Consider the following 19,084-nt stretch of genomic DNA (forward strand, 5'->3'; position numbering starts at 1 on the left):
ACCAAAAGAAATAAAATTCATAATAGTGAACACTAAAAAGTCCCTAAGTGCGAATAAATTCATTAATAAATCTGTTTTAATAATGAATAAACTATAAAATCCATTAAAATAAAGGGAACTTTTTTTAAATAATTAAATCTAATGACTAGTGTTCGCAATTTTAGTCCGAACAAAAGTGATTATTATAATGAGGATTGGTCTTAAATGGGCGAACAAGTAACTGACCAAATATTAATTGATCGTGTTTTAGTGGGAGATAAAAATGCGTTTAATTTGATAGTGTCTCGTTACCAATATAAATTAGGTTATATCGTATCTCGTTATGTTTCAGCTGCCGAAGTGCAAGATATTGTGCAAGAAACATTTATAAAAGCTTATCGATCACTGAATTTGTTTAAAGGGGAAAGTGCTTTTTATACCTGGCTTTATCGCATTGCAGTTAATACAGCTAAAAACCATTTAACATTACTAGGTAGACGACCACCATCATTTGATATTGATGCGAGTGATGCGGAAAATTATGATGGTGCAGATTTTTTAAGAGATATTGATAATCCGGAAAGTTTATTATTATCAAAAGAAGTTGAAAATATTGTTTTTAAGACAATAGACCTGTTACCCGATGATTTGAAAACAGCTATCATGCTACGCGAAATTGAAGGATTGAGTTATGAAGAAATTGCACAAATCATGGATACTCCTGTTGGGACGGTAAGATCACGAATTTTTAGAGCACGTGAAGCAATTGATGAAAAATTAAGACCACTATTAAATTAAATATTATTTAGATAACGAAATAATAAATTAATCAGTGAAATTATATTGAATAAAAAAATTAACAAAATAAGTTCATAGTGAGCAATCATAAAATTAAGGTATTTACTATGTTAGAACAAAATAAAGAGCATCTTTCTGCTTTAATGGATGGCGAAGAAGCGAATATTAATATTATTAATATTATGGAATCAGATAAAGAATTCCAATTAAGTTGGCAACGTTACCATCTTATACGCCAAGTGATGGCTAAGAAATTGCATTCAAGTAGCTTACAAAACAGCATGGTAGATTCTGTTGCGGGGGCTATTGCAAGCGATGATACTTATTCTAAGTTTACCCCTCAATCCCAACCTTCTGCTATAAAAGCACCAAAAACAAATTCATTATTAACAGTGCGTGTTAAAAAACTTATGTTCAAACTGGGTCAGGCGAGTTTAGCGGCTTGCGTTACTTTAGCCATTATAACGGGCGTTCAATATTATCAAAATCAAACAAATGGTAATAATTTACCTATTTTTAATACAATGCCAATTGGTGTTAATATTGAACCGGCAGGTGGAATAAATCATAAAGAACAATTAGAGTTAGAACAAATCCATAATGATAAAATTAAATTATTGTTGCAAGATTATGAATTACAAAAAAGATTAAATAATTATTAGATTGTTAAATAAACAGGTTTATAACACAAAATGTTTAAGATACAAAAACTTGCTCATTTAAAAATTTATTTAATGAAAAAGTTATCTTCTTTTTCATTATTTTTAGTGTTTTTATCAACACTCAATGCTTTCTCTTCTTATGCTGATTCTCCTCATGTTAATAATGCGCTAGATTTATTAACGAAAATGAGCCAAGCCGTTAAAACACAAAGTTATCATATTAATTATGTCACCCAAGAAAAAGAGAATTTTATTGAAAGTTATGAATATAACTATTTAGGGCATGAACAAACTGATCAAATAATTGCCCATTTAATTGCTTTAGAAGCTTCAGCCAAAGAGATCCTATTTAGCAACAAAACCGTTAGTTATTACCAGCCTGATAGCCATCCTTTTTCGATATCAAGTTCTCACGTTGTTGATGTTTACCCTGATATTATTTATAGCGATTTTGAAAAACTCAATGTCCTTTATGATTTTATTTTAGTGAGTAAAGCACGGACAGCAAATCGAAGTACGCAATTAGTTCGTGTCGTGGCTAAAAATAATGATAGATATAATTATGTATTATGGATTGATGAAAAAAGCTATTTACCACTTCGAATTGATTTGTTAGATCAAAATCTTAATTTATTATGGCAAATGAAAGTTGTAGAGCTCGATTTTAATGTTGATAGAGAAAAGATACTAAGCAGCATGACTAATCGTCCTAAACCTATTTTACTTGCCCTTGAACAACAAAATGATTCTTTTAATGATTGGCAAATTACTTGGTTACCCGATGGATTTATTGAAAAAAATGCCTATAGCATAAATTTTTATCATTCTGATATCGCGAGCAAATTATATACAGATGGTGTGTTTTCGATCACTGTTAATATTTCTGACGAAACATTATCTAAAGGTAATCAAAGTTTACAAAAAGGCAGCACAACCATATATTCGACGAATAAAAATAAGAAAAATATTATAATAATTGGTAATTTACCCTTAACGACCATTGAAAAAATCGCACAAAATATAGTGGCTAAATCGTCGTAATAAATCTAAAAAACTATGCTTAAGTCCCATTAATGTGTAGAATAAACGATACTCTTCACGTGATTATTTAAAAGGTTAATCAATAAATGGTAATCTTTTAAATACTGAACAAAATCAAGTTAAACTTTATTAAATTAAATAATTTATTGAAATGAATAAAAATATCCGAAATTTTTCAATTATTGCTCATATTGACCATGGTAAATCAACCTTATCTGATCGGATTATTCAAATTTGCGGTGGACTTTCGGATAGAGAAATGGAAGCGCAAGTTTTGGATTCGATGGATCTAGAACGGGAGCGAGGGATTACGATCAAAGCACAAAGCGTGACTTTAGATTACCATGCTAAAGATGGTCAAACTTATCAACTTAATTTTATCGATACGCCAGGGCATGTCGATTTTTCTTATGAAGTGTCTCGATCACTAGCCGCTTGTGAAGGTGCTTTATTAGTCGTAGATGCAGGTCAAGGTGTTGAAGCGCAAACACTAGCAAATTGTTATACTGCGCTTGATATGAATCTTGAAGTCGTACCCGTGTTAAATAAAATCGATTTACCCGCCGCCGAGCCTGAACGCGTTGCTGATGAAATAGAGGATATCGTTGGTATTGATGCAACGGATGCTGTTCGATGTTCAGCAAAAACAGGTGTTGGTGTCGAAGATGTTCTTGAAAGACTCGTTAAAGAAATCCCAGCACCAGAAGGTGATGAAAATGCACCATTACAGGCTCTTATAATTGATTCATGGTTTGATAACTATCTTGGTGTTGTCTCATTAATTCGCATTAAAAATGGTGAATTAAATAAAGGCGATAAGATTAAAGTCATGAGTACGGGAATTACCTATAATGTTGATAGATTAGGGATATTTACGCCAAAACAAGTTGATAAAGATAGCTTACATTGTGGTGAAGTCGGCTGGGTTGTTTGTGCAATTAAAGATATTTTAGGTGCTCCAGTTGGTGATACACTTACGCTTGCAAAAGCGCCAGCAGATAAACCCTTACCTGGTTTTAAAAAAGTAAAACCACAAGTCTATGCGGGTCTTTTTCCAACGAGTTCTGATGATTATGAAGCATTTCGTGATGCGTTAGGTAAATTAAGTTTAAACGATGCTTCATTATTTTATGAGCCTGAAAATTCAGGTGCATTAGGTTTTGGTTTCCGCTGTGGATTCCTTGGTTTATTGCATATGGAAATTATTCAAGAACGCTTAGAACGAGAATATGATCTTGATTTAATTACTACAGCGCCGACAGTAGTTTATGAAGTATTGACCACATCAAATGATATCGTGTATGTAGATAGTCCTGCTAAATTACCGGCTATTAACAATATCCAAGAATTACGGGAACCGATTGCCGAATGTAATATTTTAGTTCCTCAAACGTATTTAGGTAATGTGATTACTTTATGTGCCGAAAAAAGAGGCGTACAAACCAACATGGTTTATCACGGTAATCAAGTAGCTTTAACGTATGAAATCCCAATGACAGAGGTTGTACTAGACTTTTTTGATAAACTTAAATCCACTTCACGCGGTTACGCTTCTTTAGATTATAGTTTTAAACGATTTCAAGCTTCTGACATGGTTAGGCTTGATGTATTAATCAATAGTGAAAGAGTTGATGCTTTGGCTTTAATTACTCATAAAGATAATGCGCCCTATCGAGGGCGAGAATTGGTCGAAAAAATGAAGGAATTAATTCCACGGCAACAATTCGACATTGCCATTCAAGCAGCAATCGGCAATCATATTATTGCTCGCTCAACGGTTAAACAACTTCGTAAAAATGTATTGGCAAAATGTTATGGTGGTGATGTAAGCCGTAAGAAAAAATTATTACAAAAGCAAAAAGAAGGTAAAAAACGCATGAAACAAGTGGGTAATGTCGAATTGCCACAAGAAGCTTTTTTAGCTATTTTGCATGTGGGTAAAGATTAATCATAAAAGATAAGAGGTAAAAAATGGCTGGATTATTTGCCATCATACTAACTGTAGCTACATTAATTACAGGAATTTTCTGGTGTCTTGAAAAATTTAAATGGAAACCTGCAAGACAACGTCAAGTTGAAGCCGTTAGAAAAGAAACCAATGGTGATGTAGACGGTAAAATCCTTGCTGATATAGCTAAACCAAACGGATGGATTGAGAATATCGCTTCATTTTTTCCTATCCTTTTTATTGTTTTTGTAATTCGATCATTTTTAATTGAGCCTTTTCAAATACCATCAGGCTCAATGATGCAAACCTTATTAATTGGTGATTTTATTGGAGTACAAAAATTTTCTTATGGATTACGAGATCCCATTACTAATACGGTGATTATTCCAACTGGCAAACCAGAGCGCGGTGATATTGCAGTATTTAAGCATCCTTTAGCCCCTCAAATGGATCTTATCAAACGTGTTGTTGGTTTACCAGGCGATAAAATTGTTTATTCGAATGAAGATAAAACTTTAACTATTTATCCTGCTTGTAAAGAAACGGATAAAGATTGTGTTGGTCAAAGCCGTACGCCATTAGATTTACAGTATAGTGAAACGCAAACTGCTAATTGGAAAGAAATTCAAGAATTAGGTGTTAATAATCCGATTTTCTATACGTTAGAGCAAGATCAACAAATAGGTATTCCTGATTCAAATATTCGTCGAAGAATAGGTATGAAAGAACGCGAAGAAACATTAGGAAAACATAAACATACTATTTTATTATCTAATGATAATTTGATGCAGGGTTCATCTTATTTTCAACAAAAAAATCAACCATATTCGACTTGGGTTGTCCCTAAAGGTCAATATTTCATGATGGGTGATAATCGTGATCACAGTGGTGATAGCCGTTATTTTGGATTTGTACCGGAAAGGAATTTTGTTGGAAAAGCAACTTTCATTTGGGCGAGTTTTGAAAAGCAACCTGACGAATGGCCGACAGGATTTAGATTTAACCGCATTGGTGGAATAGAATAAAACGATAGTTTGTATGAAAAAATTTTATGAATTACAAAAAGCGATAGGTTATCAATTTAACAATCGTCAATTATTAGAACAAGCATTAACGCATCGTAGTGCCAATAAAACCCATAATGAGCGCTTAGAATTTTTAGGTGATTCTATTTTGAGTTTTGTCATCGCTGATGAACTTTATCATCGTTTTCCTGATCAAGATGAAGGAGATCTCAGTCAAATGCGCTCAAGCTTAGTTTGTGGACAAACCCTTGCTGTAATGGGTAAAGATTTTAAATTAGGGGATAACCTTATCTTAGGGCAAGGCGAACTAAAAAGTGGCGGTTTTAGGCGTGATTCTATTATCTCAGATGCCGTTGAAGCTATCATTGGGGCCATTTACTTAGATTCAAATTTTGAAACGATCCGCAAACTTATTTTATATTGGTATGAAACGCGATTAACTATCATTAAACCGGGTAATAAGCAAAAAGATGCAAAAACGCGTTTACAAGAATATTTACAAGGTATTCATCAAGAAAGACCCATTTATTTAATCCTTGAAGTAATAGGAGATAATCACGAACAAGAATTTCTGATTCAATGTAAATTACAAAATGATGATCGTGAATATTTAGGGAAAGGACTAAGTCGCCGCAAGGCTGAACAAGCAGCAGCCGAACAAGCATTAAATCAATTGGGGATATTATGACAGACGCAAAACAACGTTGTGGATTTGTTGCAATCGTAGGTAGACCAAATGTAGGTAAATCCACGCTACTGAACCAACTTTTGGGGCAAAAGGTCTCAATCACTTCGCGAAAAGCACAGACTACTCGCCATCGTATTATTGGTATCGACACGCAAGGAAATGATCAGATTATTTATATTGATACTCCAGGTCTTCATATCGAGGAAAAAAGGGCAATTAACCGTTTAATGAATCGTGCCGCCAGTAGCTCAATTGGTGATGTCGAATTAGTTATTTTCGTGATTGAAGGAACGCATTGGAACTCGGATGATGAAATGGTTGCCAATAAATTGAAAGGCAACAAAGCGCCCGTTTTATTAGTCATTAACAAAATTGATAATGTTAACGACAAAACTTTATTATTACCCCATATTCAAGAAATCAGCCAAAAAATGGATTTAATTGGTGTTGTTCCAATTAGTGCTAAAACAGGTGAAGGGATTGAAACCATCAAACAAATTGTCAAAGAACGATTACCAAAAGGTGAACACCATTTTCCAGAAGACTATATTACCGATCGCTCCCAACGTTTTATGGCATCCGAAATTATACGTGAAAAATTAATGCGTTTTTTGGGGGATGAATTACCTTATTCTGTAACGGTCGAAATTGAACAGTTCAAAGTGGATGAAATAACAGGGCGTTATCTTATCAATGGATTAATTTTAGTTGAACGTGACGGACAGAAAAAGATGGTCATAGGTCATAAAGGCGAAAAAATCAAAAAAATTGGTATTGAAGCCCGCAAAGATATGGAATCTTTTTTTGATAATAAAGTCCACTTAGAATTATGGGTAAAAGTAAAAGCAGGATGGGCAGATGACGAACGGGCATTAAGAAGCCTTGGTTATACTGATGATTAACTAAAAAAATAAAATGGATAAGCTAAAAAGTATTGATGAGAATAGTGTTAAATTATGCTAGTCTTATCAAATCCATTTAATGATAGCTAGTTAATCATCGAAATAAAAATGAGTTAAAATAGGCTAAATCATCGAGCCATGCTTTGGTTTAAAAAAACGCAATCTTAACGCATTGGTGACGACACTTACCGAGCTTAAACTCATGGCAGCGGCTGCAATCATCGGATTAAGCGTTAAGCCGAAAGAACTATAAAATACTCCTGCAGCGATGGGAATACCTATCAAATTATATAAGAAAGCCCAAAATAGATTTTGTTTGATGTTACGCATAACAGCTCGACTTAATTGAATAGCTGTTGAAACATCAAGCAGATCATTTTTCATTAAAACAACATCGGCTGATTCAATGGCAACATCTGTTCCTGCACCTATTGCTATACCGACATTAGCCCTTGCGAGTGCTGGCGCATCGTTAACCCCATCACCGACCATCAAAACTTGTTTACCAATCTGTTGCAAAAGTCGAATTTCGTGCTCTTTACCTTGTGGTAACACATCGGCGATAACATGGGTAATATTGGCTTGTTTTGCTATCGCTTGCGCAGTTTTAGCATCATCTCCGGTTAACATAATTACCTCTAAGCCTAGATGGGTAAATTCATTTACTGCTTGTCTACTTGTGGCTTTTAAGGTATCAGCAATCGCGATTAATCCCATAATATAATCTTGTTTCCCAATATATAATATCGTTTTACCCTGTTGGCTAAAGGTAGTTGCTTGATCAATAAATGGATTTGCTATATTGCGTTTATCTAGCATATTACCATTACCAATAAAATATAACGTATTATCAATAAAACCTTCGATCCCTTGCCCAGCAATTTGTTTAAATTCCTTCACTTTAAACGCTTTAATTTGATTTTGCTCGGCAAATAATAGGATGGCTTTAGCTAAAGGGTGCTCTGATAATTGTTCGAGCGATATTGCAGTTGCTAATAAATCATTTTTACTAATAGTTGATGATGTAAGAATGTCGGTGATGGTTGGTTTACCTTGTGTTAAGGTGCCAGTTTTGTCAAGTACAATGGTATGACTATTACCTGCCACCTCAAGTATCGAAGCAGATTTAAATAAAATGCCATTGGCAGCACCGCGTCCAACTCCTATCATAATAGCTGTTGGTGTGGCTAGACCAAGCGCACAAGGGCAAGAAATAACAAGTACCGCTATACCAATTGATAAAGAAAATTCAAATGAATAACCAAAACATAACCAAATTAACGTTGCTAAAAGGGCAATTATAATAACGATAGGAACAAATATAAGGCTTATTTTATCTGCAATCCGCGCAATAGGGGCCTTTGATGAAGTAGCTTCATCCACCAATTTGATAATTTGCGCAAGCGTTGTATCGCCACCGACACGTGTTGCTTTCATTAAAAAATGACCTGATGTATTTAACGTCGCCCCGGTTACGTTATCATCTTGTTCTTTTTTTACCGGTAAACTTTCACCAGTGATAGCCGATTCATTAATATACCCGTTGCCGTCAATAATTACACCATCTGTTGGGATCATCGCACCTGTTTTTACAACTAATATATCGCCGACATTAACTTCGCTAATAGGTAAGGTTATTTCATGATGATCTTGCCATTTTATTGCTGTTTTAGGTGCAAGATTAACGAGTGTAGTAATTGCTTTCGATGTTTTACCTTTCGCTTTGGTTTCAAGATATTTACCTAGCGTAATTAAGCATAAAATCATCGTTGTTGAATCAAAATAAAGATGATGTTCAAAATAAACGACTTGAGTTAAATTTTGCGCTTCGGCGGCATAAATCATTTTGCCAAGGCTGTAAAGACTAAATATAGCCGCTGAACCTGCACCTATGGCAATTAATGAGTCCATATTGGGCGATCGGGCAAGTAAGGTTTTTATCCCAACGATAAAATAATTTCGATTAACCCATAGAACCGGTAAAGTGAGTATTAACTGCGTAAATGCAAACATTAAAGCATTTTTTTCGCCAACAAAAAAATCAGGTAAGGGGGCACGGATCATGGGTGCCATGGCAAGGTAAAATAAGGGGATAGTAAAGAGTAAAGAGATCCATAATCTTGTTTTCAGTTTAGCAAGCTCAGTTTTCAAAATATCATTAGGATTTTTAGACGATAATTCTTTATTTGTATTAGTTAGTGGCGCTGCTTGGTAACCTATTTTGCTTATGGTATCAATAATATGTAGATCACTTAATAAGTTTTCATTTTGATCTAACGTTAACGTATTTTTTAACAAATTGACATTAACGTTCTTAGCGCCATGTAAGGCTGAAACCGCTTTGGTAATACGCGCTGCGCAGGAAGCGCAGGTCATGCCGGTAATAATAAAAACTGCTTTTTTCATAAGATTACCAATATAAAGATTGTTATATGAGTTTATAAATAACAGTATGAAACACTTCAATTAAGCCATTTCATTAAAATATAAAATCCCCTTAAATTATTGCATTTAAGGGGATGATTTTTATTTAACCATCAATTGCCCCATCATACCAAGGGATTCATGTTCCATGATATGACAATGATACATACGTAGCCCAGGAAGGTTCTGCTGGATCCTGATTTTAATGGTTTCTTGTGGACGGATATTAACGGTATCTTTTAACGCTACAAACTCCGCATTTTGGGTTTGCCCTTTATATTCACGAGATTGCAAAACAAATTGTGTACCATGAATATGGAAATTATGATCCATATCGGTATTGTTATAAATCGTCCATTCTTCAACTTCATGTAATCGGCTTTCTAAATCAATTCGTGACATATCATGAATTTTGCCATTAATTAAAAATAACATACCACAATGCGGTTCGTTCATATCCATTTTCTCGGTATATTCTAGTGATTTTTTGGCAGTGGCATCACCGATTTTTGGCAAATCACGTAATTTTGTTGGGAGTGTCACAGGTTTAGCTTTTGTTAAAACTAATTCTGCTAAGATCATATCATGATCAGGGGCCGCACCACCCATTTTGCCACGATCATAGGCTAACGATTCCAAATACGTTTTGGTTGTGTGATTTGGAATAATCACTAATTCAGCACGTTCAGCAGGGGATACTAATAGTGGTTTTGTCAATTTTTGTGGCGCCTCTAACAAACCGCCATCCGTTCCAACCAAATACACATCACAATCTGGAATTGAAAAGTTTAGATATCTGCCTGAACAGGCATTCCAAATTCTAACTCGTGTTGCCTTATCGAGAGTAATTTTAGGGCGATAGGCGCCATTAACTAATACAAATTGCCCTTCACGTCCATTCATCCAATCAAGTTTAGTGTCATCAGCAATTTGACCTTCATCAGTTAATTTTAGATCGGAAAAAAACCAACTTTGCTCAGCTAAATAAGCTAAAGGATCATTTTTACTACGCACAATTAATGGTCCAGCAAGTCCTCGAAAAACTTGTTCTGCAGCGGTTGTATGTCCATGTGGATGGTACCAATAAGTTCCTGCAGTACCTTCAGGGATCGTATAGTGATAAATGTGGCTATCGCCCGTTGCAAAAGCATCTTGCGGGTTACCATCTTGATCGGATGGAATAATTAATCCATGCCAATGAACAGTTGTTGGTTGGGGTAAATCATTTTTTACATTAATCTTAATCGTATCGCCTTCATAGACATCAATCACAGGTCCTGGTATTAAATCGTTATAAGCCCAAAATTGGCAATTAATTTCGGGAGTTAATTTTATTTTGACAGGTTTAGCGTGAATAGTTGCCTCAAAATGCCCCGCTTGTTTGCTCGTATTTTTTAGTAGGGTAAAATTAGGTAAATTTTGTCCTTTAGGAAGCGATGATGTGGGAAGTAATCGTTGTGCCTTTTCGTGAGACATTGAAGACATGGACGACATTGATTTATCCCCATGTCCATGCATAGAGTGATGCATTTTGCTATGCATACCGCCTGCTTCACAATCTTCACTATTGGCATCGCAGGTCATGGCATCAAAAGGCTGATTATTCATTTTTGCCATGGCACTTGTCGCGACAAATCCCCCCATGACAGCGGTAATATGTGTTAAAAAATTTCGGCGTTCCATAATGTTAATCCTAAAGTTATTTAGATAAATAAAAGACATTGGCTATCTTTATTTAAGGAAGAACATTTATTTATAAAAATAAATGTCTACAACAAAAATAAAGCATGGTTTGTAAAACTAAACAGACATCACAGCAATTAACAACAATAAATCTAACGGTAAAAAATTTTATTTATTATTATTTTTAGTCATATATTGTGAGTTGTTAAGTTATTATTTTTTAAATAAATATTACCTTTTTGGGTGGTTTTAACTCAGGAATAAATTCTTTTGTTTGTAATTCTGAATAAGTCAACGATGTACTTTTAATTGGGCTTTTAAGGCTAAAATCCCAATTAAAGGAAGCGATTAATATGCCACAAAGATTACAGTGATAAGGGGAATAACAAGATAAAGAATATGTTTCTTGATGAGATGACTTATCTTTTATTACGTGGCAAGGTGAAAATGATTTTTCATGGTGTGATAAATTTTTTACCTGCCAGACTGCCTTAGGATCTGAAAAATTGGTAGTAAATGTCTTTTGTGACAAATTTACAGGTGAATTTAATGCGATATAGACAAATGAAATCATAAACAAAAGCATAATAAGCTTAATCTTTTTAAGTTTTAAGCAAAAGTGTTTGTTTTGGATTTCAAAGGGCATTTTACTTTCCACTATTTAATTGGCATGATGAATTTTATCTTACCGTTAAATTTTTAAAAAAGATAGGAATTAACGAGATTAATATGATGATAAAGCCTGAAATAAGACGAATTAATTAAATTAAATTTCACAATGCGTTTTTTATTAAACAGTAAAATTATTTAAAAACAATAAACAAAATAATATGTTAGTTAGATAACATATTATTTGATATGAAAGATATGTAAAATATTAGCTATCAAAATAAGTTAAACAACTAAAATATAGAATGAAAATCTATAACTTTCTGCTATGATACGTTTATTTTAAATTTAATTTTAATAAATATGAAAATTCTTTTTGGGGTGCAAGGTACAGGTAACGGTCATATTAGTCGTTGTCGAACTTTAGCTAAGGCATTTAAGCAGCAAGGTGCAAGTGTCGATTATATCCTTAGTGGGCGTGACAGCAATGATTATTTTGATATGCAAGATTTTGGTGATTATAAGGCACTACAAGGCATTACCTTTGCTACATTCAATGGAAAAATTAATCTTCGTAAAACAATTCAACGAATTCATGCATTCCGTTTAATTAAAGATGTTCGAGAACTTGATTTATCTTCATACGATACGATTATCAGTGATTTTGAACCATTAAGTGCATGGGCTGCGCATAATCAGAATCGTGAATGTTTAGGTATTAGTAATCAAGCCATTTGTCATTATTTAAAACCAAAAGAATATAGATTTATTGCTAATGTAATTATGAAATATTATGCACCAGCCAGTAAATTGGTCGGATTAAATTGGTTTCATTTTGGACAACCTTTATTGCCAACGATTATAGATCCACTAAAACCGACCCTTAAAGCGGATGATAATATTGTTGTGTACTTACCTTTCGAGGAAATAAATGAGATCACTAAATTATTAACAGCTTTTAAGCAGCAACAGTTTATTTGTTATCATCCAAAAGTTCAGCAATTTTATCAAAAAGATAATATTTATTTTTATCCCTTAGGAAGGCATAATTTTACAGAATCTTTAAGCCGCTGTTCAGGTATTATTTCTAATACGGGTTTTGCTTTGATATCGGAAGCATTAGCGTTAGGTAAAAAAATTCTCACTAAACCCGTCGATGGGCAATTTGAGCAAATATATAATGCTAATTGTTTAGAGAAACTTAATATGGCAACAATTATGTCGACTTTAGATGCGGATAAATTAAAAACATGGCTTAAATTATCTTCTCCCGATCCCATAATTTACCCCGATGTGGCAACTGAACTTGTCACATGGATTTTAGATAACCAAAAAGAGCCGTTAGTTTCTTTAAGTCGTCGTTTATGGCAACAAACTTATTTCCCTAAACCTATTAATGAACGTATTAAATCATTAGGTTATATCGTTAATGAGTTTTGATGATAAGTATTTTTTTAAAGGATAATGTATGACAATAAGTATTATTGTTGCAATGGCAAAAAATCGAGTTATTGGTTTAGAGAATAAAATGCCTTGGCATTTGCCAGCAGATTTAGCTTGGTTTAAAAAAAACACCTTAAATAAAACGGTCATTATGGGGCGAAAAACCTTCGAGTCGATTGGTAGAGCTTTGCCAAATCGACATAATATTATTATTAGTCGAGAGCCACAGCAATCCGAAAATCCTTTAATGAGTTGGGCAACTTCACTTGATGCGGCGCTTAAGCTAGCTAATCAACATCAAGATACAGAAACCTTTATTATTGGTGGTGGTAATATTTATGCGCAAGCTTTATCGTTTGTTGATAGGCTTTATTTAACGCATATTGATGCAGATTTAAAAGGTGATACTTTTTTTCCAGATTATAAAAGTATGCAATGGAACCAAATTTTTCAAGAAGATCATATAGCGGATTTAAAAAACAGCTATAATTATCGATTTGAAATTTTAGATAAGGCGTAATGTTTTTATCCTTTAACTCATTAAACGCTTAACTTCAATCACATCAGGTAGTTGTTTAATTTTAGTCATAACGCGATTTAAAACATCATGATCAAAGATTTCGATATCAATATCCATCGTTGCTAATTGCTCTTTTGTATCAGCGCGACTGGACATGCCTAGGATATTGGATTTTTCGTTAGCAAGTATGGTTGAAATATCACGTAATAATCCACTTCGATCATTGGCTACAATTCGTAAAATAATCGTATAACTTGTTTTACTGGCTTGATTCCATTCGGCTTCAACAATTCGCTCTGGCGCATGATTTTTTAATTCTTGCAGCTGTTCGCAATTAGCCCGATGAATAGAAATTCCTCGACCTTGTGTAATATAGCCAATAATATTATCGCCGGGTATCGGCCTACAACAATTGGCAATATGATGCATAAGATTACCAATACCGAGCACAATAATTTCACTATTATTTTTATAACTATTTTTTGTTTGCTGATTCGATTTGATCTGCTTTAAAGCAGCTTCATCTTCTTGTTCGGCTGTCGGTTTATTAAATTGAGCATTTAAAAAGTTAACCAATTGGTTAATTCTAATATCACCGTTACCTATTCCGGCTAATACCTCATCAATGGAATGGGCATTATAACGATTAATTAATAGTTTTTCGGCATCTTTAAAATTGATATTTAAGGTTTCTAATTCATTTTCTAAAAACTGTTTGCCTAAGCCAATGTTTTTATCACGATCTTGTTTTTTAAACCAGGCTTGAATTTTTGCTCTTGCACGTACACTATTAATAAATCCGATATTTTGATTAAGCCAATCACGACTCGGATTAGGTTCTTTTTGAGTGATTATTTCTATTTCATCGCCCATTTTTAATTGATAAGTGAAAGGAACAATTCGTCCGTTTACTTTAGCACCTATACATCTATGACCAATATCACTGTGGATATGATAAGCAAAATCGAGCGGAGTCGCGCCTATCGGTAAATCCATAACATCACCTTTTGGTGTAAAAACATAAACGCGATCGTCAAAAATTTGACTGCGGACAGCTTCTTGTATTTCACCACTTTCAGATATTTCTTTTTGCCAAGTTAGTAATCGACGTAGCCAGGCAATTCGTTGATCATATGCGGTCATTTTATTGGTATTGCCTTCTTTATATTTCCAATGAGCAGCAATACCCAATTCAGCATCATTATGCATTTGTTCTGTACGGATTTGGATCTCAATATTCTTATTTTCAGGTCCATAAATGATGGTATGAATCGATTGATAACCATTTGATTTAGGGTTTGCGATATAATCATCAAATTCTTTGGCAAGGTGCTTAAAATGAGTATGAACAATACTTAAAGCGCCGTAACAATCTTCGACTTGATCGCAAATAATTCTTACGGCAAAAATATCGTAAAGTTCTTCAAATTGAAGATGCTTATTTTGCATTTTGCGCCAAATGCTATAAATGTGTTTCGGTCTACCATAAACGCGAGCTGAGGTTTGATTTTGATTGATAAGATTTTGTAAAACAATAACAAAATCATTAACGTACTTTTCGCGGAAAATACGTTTTTCATGAAGTTTTTTGGCAATAAAACGGTATTCATTGGGCTCTAAATAGCGAAAACATAAATCTTCAAGTTCCCATTTTAATTGCCCAATACCAAGTCTATTGGCTAATGGCGCATAAATATTAAAGCATTCTTTAGCGGCTAGAACTTGCTCTTCACTAGGAGCGGTTAATAAATTGCGTAAATAGGTGATACGTTCGGCAAGTTTAATAATAACACTACGAAAATCATTCGCCATTGCAAGTAGCATACGACGAATACTATCTATTTGTTCATTAGTAGCTATGCCTGAACGAATAGCTTTTAATTGCCTTATACCTTTAATGCGCATAATGCTAGTTAACAGATAAACTATTTCACGATCAAATTCATCTTGTATATCTTCTTGTAGTATAATTTTATTATCTAAAAAAGGTAACAAAAAGGCAGCGCAAAGGCTATTAATATCCATTTTTAATGCGGACAGGATCTCAACAATTTCAATGGCATTACGGAAACAATAATCTTGTTCTTCAGCTCCTGCACTTTTTTCAAAACAAAAATCCCAGGCATGCTTAAATTTTTGATAAGCAAGATGGGAATCAGTTAACATTAATTCTTGTTTAGCCCACTCTTCAACATCAAATTGAATGAGGGAATAATGTTCATGTTGTTGATGAGCACTTCTTATTGATACCATAATTTTAAGATCCTGATTTCATAAACAATAACATGGATTCAATATGTTTTGTTTGTGGAAACATATCCAAAATAGCTAGGCGGTGAATATGATAGCCTGCTTCAATGAGGATTTTACTGTCCCTTGCTAAAGTCGCCGGATTACATGATACATAAACAATTCTTTCCGGTTTTTGTTTGATAATTTCCGCAATTGCATTAAATGCACCTGTTCTTGCTGGATCAAGTAATACTTTATTAAAAGCTAAGTCAGATACGTGTTGTAAAGCGTGTTTATCATCTAAATTACAGGTTAAAAACTGTGTTTGCGCCTGTATATGTTGTTCATTAATTTGAGCATTTTTCTTGGCTTTTTCAACTAAAGCATCAACCCCTTCAATACCTATTATACTTTGACATTGACTTGCCATTGGCAAAGAAAAGTTACCCATTCCACAGAATAAATCTAATATTTCGTCATGGCTTTGTAGTTCAAGCCAATCGATTGCCAAACTGACCATTTGTTTATTAATGTTATGATTGATTTGTATAAAATCAAGTGGGCTAAACGTCAGTTTTAATTGATCAAGGTAATAATAATGGTCATGCGAGCCGTAACTATGTTTGAGCTCATCACCATGTAAATAAAGAGATACATGATGTTCTTTTGCAAACTGATTCAAACGTTTTTTATCTTCCTCACTTAAAGGAGAAGTATGTCTTAAAATAAATATTATGCCACTATCAACCGAAATTAATTCAACATGCCCTAAGGCTTTTTTATTTATAATTTGTCTTAATAGATTTTGTAGTGGTACTAATAATATATTTAATTCTGGTGCTAATATTGCGCAATTAGTAATAGATATAATGGATTTTGATTCTGCTTGACGAAATCCTATTTGTAATTGTTGATTGCTATAATAAATAGCTAATCTAGCCCGACGTCGATATTGATAAGATTTATCGGTGATGATTAAGGGAGCAGTCATTAATTGTTCTGGCAATATTAATTTCAGCTCTTTTTGGAGTAAGTTCACAAAAGACTGATATTTAGCACTGTGCTGTAATTTGGGGGTTATATGTTGTAATGCACAGCCACCACATTGACCGTAATATTGACATATGGGTTTTACGCGTTCAGGACTATAATTATGAAAGCGAGTGACGATTGCTTTTGCATAATTTTTTTTATCTTCAACGATTTTAATATCAACCATTTCATTAGGTAAAGCAGATTTTATAAAGACTTTTTTACCATGATAAGTTGCAATGCCTTGACCAAAGGTATCTAAATCTGTCACTGTCACGGTGAAAGGTTTTGCTGAAGCGGTTCCCTTATTTCGTGACATTGGTTTTGATACCGCTTGAGAATAAAAAATAACCATATAAAATTATGTTAACCGTTTTATTAATTCAGTTTGTACGAATTTTGGAACAAGTCCCGATATATCACCGCCATGAATAACGACTTCTTTTATAATACTTGAAGAAATAAATCCCATATTCATCGAAGGCATTAAAAAAATTGTTTCTAAATCAGGTTTTAACGTACAATTCATTTCGGCAAGTTGTTTTTCATATTCAAAATCCTGAGTTGTTCTAATTCCTCGGATTAAAACGGTTGCATTATGGTTTTTAGCAAAATCTGCCATCAAATTGTCAAATCCAATAACCTCAATATTATTTAGTGATAATAAAGCGTTGGAAACCATATTAAGGCGTTCATTTAAATTGAATAAGGTTTTTTTATTTGGACTAAAAGCAATAGCAACAATGAGTTTTGGAAATAATTTCGCAGCACGATTAATTAAATTAATATGGCCATTTGTAATAGGATCGAAAGTCCCTGGAAAGATGGCTGTTATCATAGTATTTGACATTATTATTTACTCATCATTAATTACTTAATTTTTTATGATAGTGAATTTCGTTACACCAGATTAATTTTTTATCCTTTCACCTTATTGTAGATTTTTTTCTTACCTATATTTAAGTCTTTAATTACAAATTTTATTTTTTATTAATTAATTTAAATTTAAAAAAATTAATTCATTTATTGCCCCGAGGTTATTCAAGTAAAACATTAACATTTAATATAGTATTTTGACAACAATATTACCTTAATTATTTATGCTTTATTCTAAACGTTGTTATGTATGTTATTTTAATAAAATAATAGCAATAACTGCCAATTAACGCTTTATTTGCTGGCTATATATTTATTATCTTTTCAGTTTAATTAAATAATGTATTAAATCATTGGGCTATTGTTACTTATTTTTAATTTTTAAGCGATTTTCGTAAATTGTAAATCCCAAACTCCATGCCCTAAATTTTGTCCTCTTTTTTCAAATTTTGTAATTGGTCTATCATCGGGTCTTGGAATGTAATCGCCAGTAGTTGATAAATTATGCCAGCCGCTAGCTTTTATCATGACATCTAGCATATGCTCCGCATAATTTTGCCAATCAGTTGCTAAATGTAAAATTCCATTTAATTTAAGTTTTTGATGAATAAGCTCAACAAATTGTGGATTTATTAGGCGACGTTTGTTATGTCTCGCTTTATGCCAAGGATCAGGAAAAAAGATTTGTACTTTAGTTAACGAATTATCGACAATCATATGTGTTAAAACTTCAACGGCATCATGGCAGATAACATTTAAATTACTAATATTATTTTCGGCAATACCCATTAAACAAGCACCGACACCAGGTTTATGCACTTCAATACCAATAAAATGTTTGTCGGGTGCATTTTTTGCCATTTCGACTAAAGAAGCACCCATACCAAAACCAATTTCCAAGGTAGTTTGTTGATTTTCGTTGATAGGGATGATTTGATTTTCTTGATAGACGATTCCGTATTGTGGAAATAAATGCGTTAATGCGTGTTCTTGTCCTTTTGTTAAACGACCTTGACGCAGTACAAAACTTTTAATTGTGCGTTGATTTGGAACAAGATGATTATCTTGAGTTAGTTGTTTATTGTCAGTCATACTAATATTTGCCAGTTTTCTAGTTGATTGGTAATCAAATTGATTTTTGAATTTATCCTTTTACTCGATAATTAAAGTTACTTATCATATTAATTAATAAATTCAAATATGATTAAATAATTATAGGATT

At 33.3% G+C, this 19,084-nt stretch carries 16 protein-coding genes; 9 read left to right on the forward strand and 7 right to left on the reverse strand.

The window, feature by feature from the left end; translation table 11 throughout:
• Positions 1-204 precede the first annotated feature (204 nt).
• From rpoE to era, 7 genes are all read left to right on the forward strand, one after another.
• Positions 205-777 (forward strand): RNA polymerase sigma factor RpoE, encoded by a 573-nt coding sequence (gene rpoE / locus ACSYSW_RS03125; RefSeq protein WP_491704744.1) that lies wholly within the window; start codon positions 205-207, stop codon positions 775-777.
• A 107-nt stretch (positions 778-884) separates the two neighbouring features.
• Positions 885-1,439: an RseA family anti-sigma factor gene (locus tag ACSYSW_RS03130; protein ID WP_491704743.1), complete on the forward strand. Its 555-nt coding sequence runs from the start codon at positions 885-887 to the stop codon at positions 1,437-1,439.
• 30 nt (positions 1,440-1,469) lie between these two features.
• Positions 1,470-2,480: a MucB/RseB C-terminal domain-containing protein gene (locus tag ACSYSW_RS03135; RefSeq protein ID WP_491704742.1), complete on the forward strand. Its 1,011-nt coding sequence runs from the start codon at positions 1,470-1,472 to the stop codon at positions 2,478-2,480.
• 151 nt (positions 2,481-2,631) lie between these two features.
• Positions 2,632-4,428, forward strand: a complete 1,797-nt coding sequence (gene lepA / locus ACSYSW_RS03140; RefSeq protein WP_491704741.1) for a translation elongation factor 4 — start codon at positions 2,632-2,634, stop codon at positions 4,426-4,428.
• A gap of 23 nt (positions 4,429-4,451) precedes the next feature.
• Positions 4,452-5,453 carry a signal peptidase I gene (lepB, locus tag ACSYSW_RS03145; RefSeq protein WP_491704740.1) on the forward strand — a complete coding sequence of 334 codons (1,002 nt, stop codon included), beginning with the start codon at positions 4,452-4,454 and terminating at the stop codon, positions 5,451-5,453.
• 13 nt (positions 5,454-5,466) lie between these two features.
• Positions 5,467-6,141 (forward strand): ribonuclease III, encoded by a 675-nt coding sequence (rnc, locus tag ACSYSW_RS03150; protein ID WP_491704739.1) that lies wholly within the window; start codon positions 5,467-5,469, stop codon positions 6,139-6,141.
• The gene (era, locus tag ACSYSW_RS03155) at positions 6,138-7,043 is read left to right on the forward strand and encodes a GTPase Era (protein WP_491704738.1); all 906 of its coding nucleotides are present in this window, start codon (positions 6,138-6,140) and stop codon (positions 7,041-7,043) included. Before rnc ends, era begins: the two co-directional genes overlap by 4 nt.
• Before the next feature lie 123 nt (positions 7,044-7,166).
• Here era and ACSYSW_RS03160 read toward each other — a convergent pair whose 3' ends face one another.
• The 3 genes from ACSYSW_RS03160 to ACSYSW_RS03170 form a co-directional block, all read right to left on the reverse strand.
• The gene (locus ACSYSW_RS03160) at positions 7,167-9,449 is read right to left on the reverse strand and encodes a heavy metal translocating P-type ATPase (protein ID WP_491704737.1); all 2,283 of its coding nucleotides are present in this window, start codon (positions 9,447-9,449) and stop codon (positions 7,167-7,169) included.
• Positions 9,450-9,569: 120 nt separating this feature from the next.
• The gene (locus ACSYSW_RS03165) at positions 9,570-11,150 is read right to left on the reverse strand and encodes a multicopper oxidase family protein (protein WP_491704736.1); all 1,581 of its coding nucleotides are present in this window, start codon (positions 11,148-11,150) and stop codon (positions 9,570-9,572) included.
• A 220-nt stretch (positions 11,151-11,370) separates the two neighbouring features.
• Positions 11,371-11,724, reverse strand: coding sequence for a hypothetical protein (locus ACSYSW_RS03170; protein WP_491704735.1), 354 nt, complete (start codon positions 11,722-11,724; stop codon positions 11,371-11,373).
• 398 nt (positions 11,725-12,122) lie between these two features.
• Between ACSYSW_RS03170 and ACSYSW_RS03175 the strand changes: the two genes are divergently transcribed.
• Both ACSYSW_RS03175 and folA read left to right on the forward strand, forming a co-directional pair.
• Entirely contained in the window at positions 12,123-13,199 is a 1,077-nt protein-coding gene (locus tag ACSYSW_RS03175) for an MJ1255/VC2487 family glycosyltransferase (RefSeq protein WP_491704734.1), read from the forward strand.
• Between the two features lie 28 nt (positions 13,200-13,227).
• Positions 13,228-13,722: a type 3 dihydrofolate reductase gene (gene folA / locus ACSYSW_RS03180; protein WP_491704733.1), complete on the forward strand. Its 495-nt coding sequence runs from the start codon at positions 13,228-13,230 to the stop codon at positions 13,720-13,722.
• 12 nt (positions 13,723-13,734) lie between these two features.
• Here the strand turns inward: folA and relA are convergent, their stop codons facing one another.
• From relA to trmB, 4 genes are all read right to left on the reverse strand, one after another.
• A complete protein-coding gene (relA, locus tag ACSYSW_RS03185) occupies positions 13,735-15,975 on the reverse strand; it encodes a GTP diphosphokinase (RefSeq protein WP_491704732.1) in 2,241 nt (746 codons plus the stop codon).
• A 4-nt stretch (positions 15,976-15,979) separates the two neighbouring features.
• The gene (gene rlmD / locus ACSYSW_RS03190; RefSeq protein ID WP_491704731.1) at positions 15,980-17,305 is read right to left on the reverse strand and encodes a 23S rRNA (uracil(1939)-C(5))-methyltransferase RlmD; all 1,326 of its coding nucleotides are present in this window, start codon (positions 17,303-17,305) and stop codon (positions 15,980-15,982) included.
• A 42-nt stretch (positions 17,306-17,347) separates the two neighbouring features.
• Positions 17,348-17,836 carry a pantetheine-phosphate adenylyltransferase gene (coaD, locus tag ACSYSW_RS03195; RefSeq protein ID WP_491704730.1) on the reverse strand — a complete coding sequence of 163 codons (489 nt, stop codon included), beginning with the start codon at positions 17,834-17,836 and terminating at the stop codon, positions 17,348-17,350.
• Positions 17,837-18,243: 407 nt separating this feature from the next.
• Positions 18,244-18,954 (reverse strand): tRNA (guanosine(46)-N7)-methyltransferase TrmB, encoded by a 711-nt coding sequence (trmB, locus tag ACSYSW_RS03200; protein ID WP_491704729.1) that lies wholly within the window; start codon positions 18,952-18,954, stop codon positions 18,244-18,246.
• Positions 18,955-19,084: the final 130 nt, after the last annotated feature.

The organism is Gilliamella sp. ESL1225 (assembly GCF_058502635.1).